Origin of the sequence: Acinetobacter sp. (assembly GCF_036659555.1) — a bacterium.
Lineage (GTDB): Bacteria > Pseudomonadota > Gammaproteobacteria > Pseudomonadales > Moraxellaceae > Acinetobacter.
The window spans coordinates 1-5303 of the sequence record NZ_JAVXCI010000136.1 but is presented as its reverse complement, the minus strand read 5'-3'; the positions used below and the strand labels follow the sequence as shown (position 1 = coordinate 5303).

Annotated in this window: 8 protein-coding genes; 7 read left to right on the top strand and 1 reads right to left on the bottom strand. The window is 47.9% G+C overall.

Going from position 1 to position 5303, the window contains the following annotated elements:
* The first annotated feature begins 2 nt into the window (after positions 1 to 2).
* The gene (gene infA, locus RSA72_RS13735) at positions 3 to 203 is read left to right on the top strand and encodes a translation initiation factor IF-1 (RefSeq protein WP_332633358.1); all 201 of its coding nucleotides are present in this window, start codon (positions 3 to 5) and stop codon (positions 201 to 203) included.
* 64 nt (positions 204 to 267) lie between these two features.
* Here infA and RSA72_RS13730 read toward each other — a convergent pair whose 3' ends face one another.
* On the bottom strand, positions 268 to 627 hold the full coding sequence (locus tag RSA72_RS13730) for a lysozyme inhibitor LprI family protein (protein WP_332622876.1): 360 nt from the start codon (positions 625 to 627) through the stop codon (positions 268 to 270).
* 245 nt (positions 628 to 872) lie between these two features.
* Here RSA72_RS13730 and RSA72_RS13725 point away from each other — a divergent pair, with 245 nt between their 5' ends.
* From RSA72_RS13725 to RSA72_RS13700, 6 genes are all read left to right on the top strand, one after another.
* Positions 873 to 1277 carry a hypothetical protein gene (locus tag RSA72_RS13725; RefSeq protein WP_332622877.1) on the top strand — a complete coding sequence of 135 codons (405 nt, stop codon included), beginning with the start codon at positions 873 to 875 and terminating at the stop codon, positions 1275 to 1277.
* A gap of 146 nt (positions 1278 to 1423) precedes the next feature.
* Entirely contained in the window at positions 1424 to 2041 is a 618-nt protein-coding gene (locus tag RSA72_RS13720) for a DUF6915 family protein (protein WP_332622878.1), read from the top strand.
* Between the two features lie 3 nt (positions 2042 to 2044).
* Positions 2045 to 2776, top strand: coding sequence for a hypothetical protein (locus tag RSA72_RS13715; protein ID WP_332622879.1), 732 nt, complete (start codon positions 2045 to 2047; stop codon positions 2774 to 2776).
* 3 nt (positions 2777 to 2779) lie between these two features.
* A complete protein-coding gene (locus tag RSA72_RS13710) occupies positions 2780 to 3538 on the top strand; it encodes a hypothetical protein (RefSeq protein WP_332622880.1) in 759 nt (252 codons plus the stop codon).
* The gene (locus RSA72_RS13705; RefSeq protein ID WP_332622881.1) at positions 3535 to 4344 is read left to right on the top strand and encodes a hypothetical protein; all 810 of its coding nucleotides are present in this window, start codon (positions 3535 to 3537) and stop codon (positions 4342 to 4344) included. The genes RSA72_RS13710 and RSA72_RS13705 overlap by 4 nt, the downstream gene beginning before the upstream one ends.
* A gap of 28 nt (positions 4345 to 4372) precedes the next feature.
* On the top strand, positions 4373 to 5098 hold the full coding sequence (locus tag RSA72_RS13700) for a hypothetical protein (protein WP_332622882.1): 726 nt from the start codon (positions 4373 to 4375) through the stop codon (positions 5096 to 5098).
* Positions 5099 to 5303: the final 205 nt, after the last annotated feature.

Here is a 5303-nt window from a genome sequence, read left to right as displayed (position 1 = left end):
TCATCGAGTTCGAAGGCGTTGTCACCGAGACGCTTCCTAATACTATGTTCCGTGTGCGTTTAGAAAACGGTCACGAAGTAATTGCCCACATCTCTGGCAAAATGCGCAAACACTATATCCGTATTTTGACTGGCGACAGTGTGAAAGTTGAGATGACTCCTTATGATTTGACTAAGGGCCGTATCACTTACCGTGCGCGTTAAGTTTTAGCGAAAGCCGAAAGCCACAATGAGTGGCTTTTTTTACGCCTTTGAGAAACTGGACGCATCAGCGCAGCGCACTGGTTTTGCATCCTATCGCTGAACATTCACGCAGGCGTTCCCTGAGCCAGTTATTGCGCTCTTGCGTTGTGCTTAAGCGGCATTGCACATCAATTCCTGCAGCTGTTGTGCATTCTGCATCGCGTTCGCGTATCCACGCCAGCTGCGATTTTTTCAGCAGCGCTTTTTGACTGGCCGATAATTTTCCGCGCAGCGCCTGATAATTCTGATTCAATTCTGTGTCCGCGCTGGCATACAGCTTATTGGTGCAATACACATCGTCATAGGTATTGCGCGCATTTTCGCAGTTATCCGCAAATGCGGAACTGGACAGGGCTGCGCTGAGCAGCAGGATTATTTTTTTCATTTTCATTCCCTTATGGTTTTTTCAAGCAAGATATGAAACGCATTGCCTGCACATTTTAAGCGAAATAGCGCAGACAGCATATTAAAAACTGCAGCGCAATTGCAGCCGCTGAGCGATGAAAAGCATTGCAGCCTGCGCTGCCTTAAGCCGCGTGCAGATAACGAGCCCTCAGCCGTGTATCGGATCACTACAGTAATATGCAGCGCATCCGGCTAAAGTTATTTTATTTGGCGGGAGAAAAGCAAATGAAATTTCTTTCCCTATGCGGGCTTGGCGTCAGCCTGCTTCTGCTTCACGGCTGCGTTTCATCGCCATCCATGAATGCCATGCAGCGCGAAGCCTATTTGCAGCAGTTTATCGGCAAATCCAGCGCTGAGATCCGCGCCCAGCTGGACTTAAGCCGCATCGGCTATCAGCAGGTCAATCCGCCAGTTCTAAGCGCAAGCCGCTTGACCTATACCGCAGTCCGCGCCATCAGCATTCCCGTACCCATGGCGCAGAACCCTGCGCTGGGCATGGGCGCCGGAACAGCCGTGCCGGTTCCAGGCGCAGCTGCGCAAAGCTACGATGTGCATTTGCACTGCCGCATCAGTTTCCGCCTGGAGCGGAATATTGCCAAAGAAGTGCAGCTGACAGGGCGCACCTGCTAGGCCATGCTTGGCTGCGCGCCAGCAGAAAACTGAATTGAGCTGCAGCCATGCATCTTAGACTTATGTATTGAAAATAAAGCGCTTCGGGTGTATTTCAATTACACAGTTATTGATAATATATCCAAAAGCATCAATACATTATAAAAATGAACCCGATACAACATGCCCGCATTTCACAAAAGCGCCGCGGCGGCGAACTCGAAGACTATTTAGGCATTCACGCCTTGATTGACAGCACAAAAATGCTCTGCACCGACAACCGGCATCGCATTTTGCATACCTTTTGGGGCGTACAGGAAGTCATTCTGCCGGTCTTTGGGCATCATTTTCAGAACAGTGCAGGCCAAAGCATTGAAGTCAAAGACCTCTGTGAAAAAGACCATCTCCTCGTCGACTTCCATCACCGCTTTATTCCAACGCTCGCTGACTTTGTCAGCGCCATGCAAGACATTCCGGCCCAAGGCTTAGCCAAGCGCCTGGAACAATTTCATGCCGATGTGATTGATGATCCCCGGCTCTCCGCGACCCTGCTCTCCCCTTTAGCAGTCACCGGACAGCTGAAGTCTCTGCTCATTACACATAACAGCTGGTTTATTAACAGCATTTTACCCATGATGGGCAAAGCGGATGCCAAATTCATCGAATTTGACATTACGCCTGCCATGTTCTTCAACCCGATGCGTTTTGAGCTGTGGATGGACAATGGCGCTGTTTTCCCGCCAAGCGCACAGAAACTGCAGCATATGCAAAGCGCCGCGGAGTAAGCCATGCCAGCAGAAAAGCGCTATGTGATTCGTGTTTTATCCTATTGGTACACGGATGAGCATTATACCCATCTCTACGATGCTGCCTGCCACTTCGGCCATATGCAGTCTATTTTTGAAGATAAGGCTGAAGCTATTGCACAGTGGAAACAGCTCGAATACGATTTTTGCCATCATGCCGATATTCAATTCAGGCATCTGATCCATTCCCCCTATTCAGTAGATGATTCCCGTTATGCAGACCGGGAGTTTTTAAAAGCATTGCCGGCGGAGGCTTTATTTGAGCAGCTGCAGCAGCTCGATCAATGCATGTATGCCCTGTATAAATACCCAAAACATCAGTCGTTCTGCGCACTTCAGCACTTGCCGGTGACTGATGCGCAAATGGAAGAGGATTTCCGGCAGAACAAGTTTCTTGAATGCTATTTCACCGCCGAAAGCCATTCCGCAGACGGGTTAAATCCGCCGGTCAGCCATGACCGCTATATTGAAAATGCCAGCCATGTTTTACACGGCGATTTGGCGGACTTAAGCGAGGCGCCCCGCCTGCTGCAAAACTTCATTGAACAGCAGCCGCAGCTGCATTATGACGCAGGGAAAAAACAGCTCCATCTCCTGCTTCAGCCCGGCTTAGTCACCGCACTGAATGCCTTGCTGAAACATCCTGTTGAACTGGCGCAGCTCAGCTTGATGGATGTATTCCAGCTCGAACAGCGCGCCAATCAAGAGCAATAGCCAATGGAAAATAAAGCCTGCATCATCCGCCAGCAGCACTTTGCCTATAACGATGAGTTTTACCTCAGAGATGAAGCATTTTTACCGCAGATTCATGCGGTTTATACAGACCGCGAAAGCGCCCATCTGGCCTGCAAGCAGCTCAATTTAGAGGTTTTGCCGCGTGAAATTCTCGGCAATTATTTTGCGCCTGAATATCAGCAAGCAGATATTGAACTGCTTCAACAGCTGAACCAATTTTGCTTAGAACACTGCGGTCAGTCACTGTTTGATGAACGCGGCCGGCATGAAGATTATATTCCGGCCGCCTTAAGCCCTGATGATTATTTTGAGTTTGCTCAGCGCGCAAATATGCTGCGTTATATTGTGATTGAAGTGAGCAGTGACTGTCTGTTTTATTTGCTCTGGATGAATGAGGAACAGGCCTATTTTGATGGTTTACAAGGCTATTTGATTGAAAGCAGGCATCCTGACTTTTCAGAATATGACTGGTCAGAATTAATTTATGCCTTTGAACTATTACTCGAAGACAAGCTGCGCCTGCATGCTCCTGAAATGCTGACCAATCAGTCTAAATTGTGGGAGGCATTACTCAGCAGCATCAGCGCATTTGAATTAGACACCCAGCGCCGCATTACCGCCATTGACATAGAGCAGCTGACTTTTACCCAGCTCTCAGCCATCAACAGCTTGCTGAAAACGCCGATCTTTGAAATACGCACGTTAAGCCTTCAGCAGCTTCAGGAGATTTACAGTTTATGAATCATTACATCATCCGCAAAAAATTATTCGACTATAACGATGAATACTACGATGTAAAACAATTCCAGCTTGGTGAAATTGCCGGCGTTTATCAGGACTTCGCTGAAGCGGAACAAGCGCTGCGGCAGCTCACGATCGAAGCCGTGCGTGATCAGGATTTGTATATTTACAATGTGCCGGCCTATACATCAGCTGAAGTGATTGAAGCAGTGCATCAGCGGATTTTAGATCATGCCGGCATTGCGCTGTATCAGGACGGCTGCTTAAGCGATGTTGTTCCCGAAGTTTTGAGCGATGAAGACACGCTGCATCTTGCTGAACAGTTCGGGATTTTGCCTTATCAGCTGGAATGCCTGAATGATGAAAATCATGTGATTTGGGATGCAGAAAACCAAGCCTATTTGCGTTTGCCAGACCCTTACGGCAATCCTGATGAAAAAGATGACTTTTGCGGTGAATTAATCTGGGGCACATCAGCCGGTTTTCTGGAAACGCATCCGCGCGCTGAAGCCTTTATCGAGCATTTGGTGCAGCAGATTTTCCCCGCTTATGCGCGCCGCCGGGGCAGCATCGAAGAGCTGAGCGCCTCGCCTGCAGAATTTGAACAGCAGCTGGCGCAAAGCCGGGCAGCCTGGGATTATCAAGAACATAAACTCAGTCCGAAAAGCTGCGCCAGCGCCCGGGATTTAGCCGCACTGAAAGCTGTGAATGATTTACTCAAGCAGCCCTTTTTCGAGATTCATCAAATTGATTTCCATGCTTTAAAAGCATTGATTGAACTCGAAGAAACCCGCGAAGTCCGCTAACCCTGAAACGATCACAAGAAGGAATAATATGAGCAGCAAATACATCATCCGCCGTGTTGACTTTGGCTATAACGATGAATATTTCCAAACCTGCTATGTGCACCAAGGCGCAATTCATCAAATTTATACCGATAAAGCTGAAGCCGAACAGGCCTATAAAAAGCTGATCATTGATGAATTGCAGAATATTGATCTGGAAAGCTATGACTTTGGCTACGGTGAAGCCGATGAAGAAGCCTACGAGGCTGCCGAAGCCCTGGTTTTAGAAAAAACCGGGGAAGCCTATGACAAAGATGACGGCATTCCAGAGCTGGAACCTGATGATTTATTTGAATTCGCCAGACTCACAAAAATTATGCATTATCAATTGCTGGAAGTCGATGACGCGCAGAAAAACTACGTGATCTGGCTCAATCAGCAGGATGAATATATGACTGATTATGATACCGGCAGCATCATGTATGGCCATCAGGAAAACTTTATTGCGCAGCATCAATTTGACTGGCACTTCCTCGATTATGTATCTGTGAGCTTGCAGGGCCATTTAGCCGATTTAAGTGATGCGCCAAGCCTGCTCGAGCAAGTGATTCAAAAAAATAATGGGCTGCACTATGATGCGGAAAAGCAGAACTTGAGCATTGAAGGCAGCCATGCCGGCTACGATGCTGTCGCTGAGCTGAATGCCTTGCTCAAGCAGCCATTATTTGAAATCCAGGAAAAAAGCCTGGATGAATTGCACGCCTTAAGCCAATAATTCAGGCAATAAAAAACCGGGCGCGTCAGCATAATGCTGATCCGTTAAGGAGTTTCGCCGTAAAATTCTTAACTTTTTAGGCTATTCACGGCGGAGTCTTACCGTTTTTAAATCACATTTTTGGAGCTCGTTTTGTTCCTTGCGAAACAATGTTTCTCATTCGCCAAATGAGAAGCGAAGCTTCGCAAGGAAAGCATCTTGCGGC

Excerpts from the sequence above, each read along its gene's own strand:
- RSA72_RS13710 (WP_332622880.1), top strand. The coding sequence starts at position 2,780 with ATGGAAAATAAAGCCTGCATCATCCGCCAGCAGCACTTTGCCTATAAC.
- RSA72_RS13700 (WP_332622882.1), top strand. The coding sequence starts at position 4,373 with ATGAGCAGCAAATACATCATCCGCCGTGTTGACTTTGGCTATAACGAT.
- RSA72_RS13715 (WP_332622879.1), top strand. The coding sequence starts at position 2,045 with ATGCCAGCAGAAAAGCGCTATGTGATTCGTGTTTTATCCTATTGGTAC.
- RSA72_RS13705 (WP_332622881.1), top strand. The coding sequence starts at position 3,535 with ATGAATCATTACATCATCCGCAAAAAATTATTCGACTATAACGATGAA.
- RSA72_RS13725 (WP_332622877.1), top strand. The coding sequence starts at position 873 with ATGAAATTTCTTTCCCTATGCGGGCTTGGCGTCAGCCTGCTTCTGCTT.
- RSA72_RS13720 (WP_332622878.1), top strand. The coding sequence starts at position 1,424 with ATGAACCCGATACAACATGCCCGCATTTCACAAAAGCGCCGCGGCGGC.
- RSA72_RS13730 (WP_332622876.1), bottom strand. The coding sequence starts at position 627 with ATGAAAAAAATAATCCTGCTGCTCAGCGCAGCCCTGTCCAGTTCCGCA.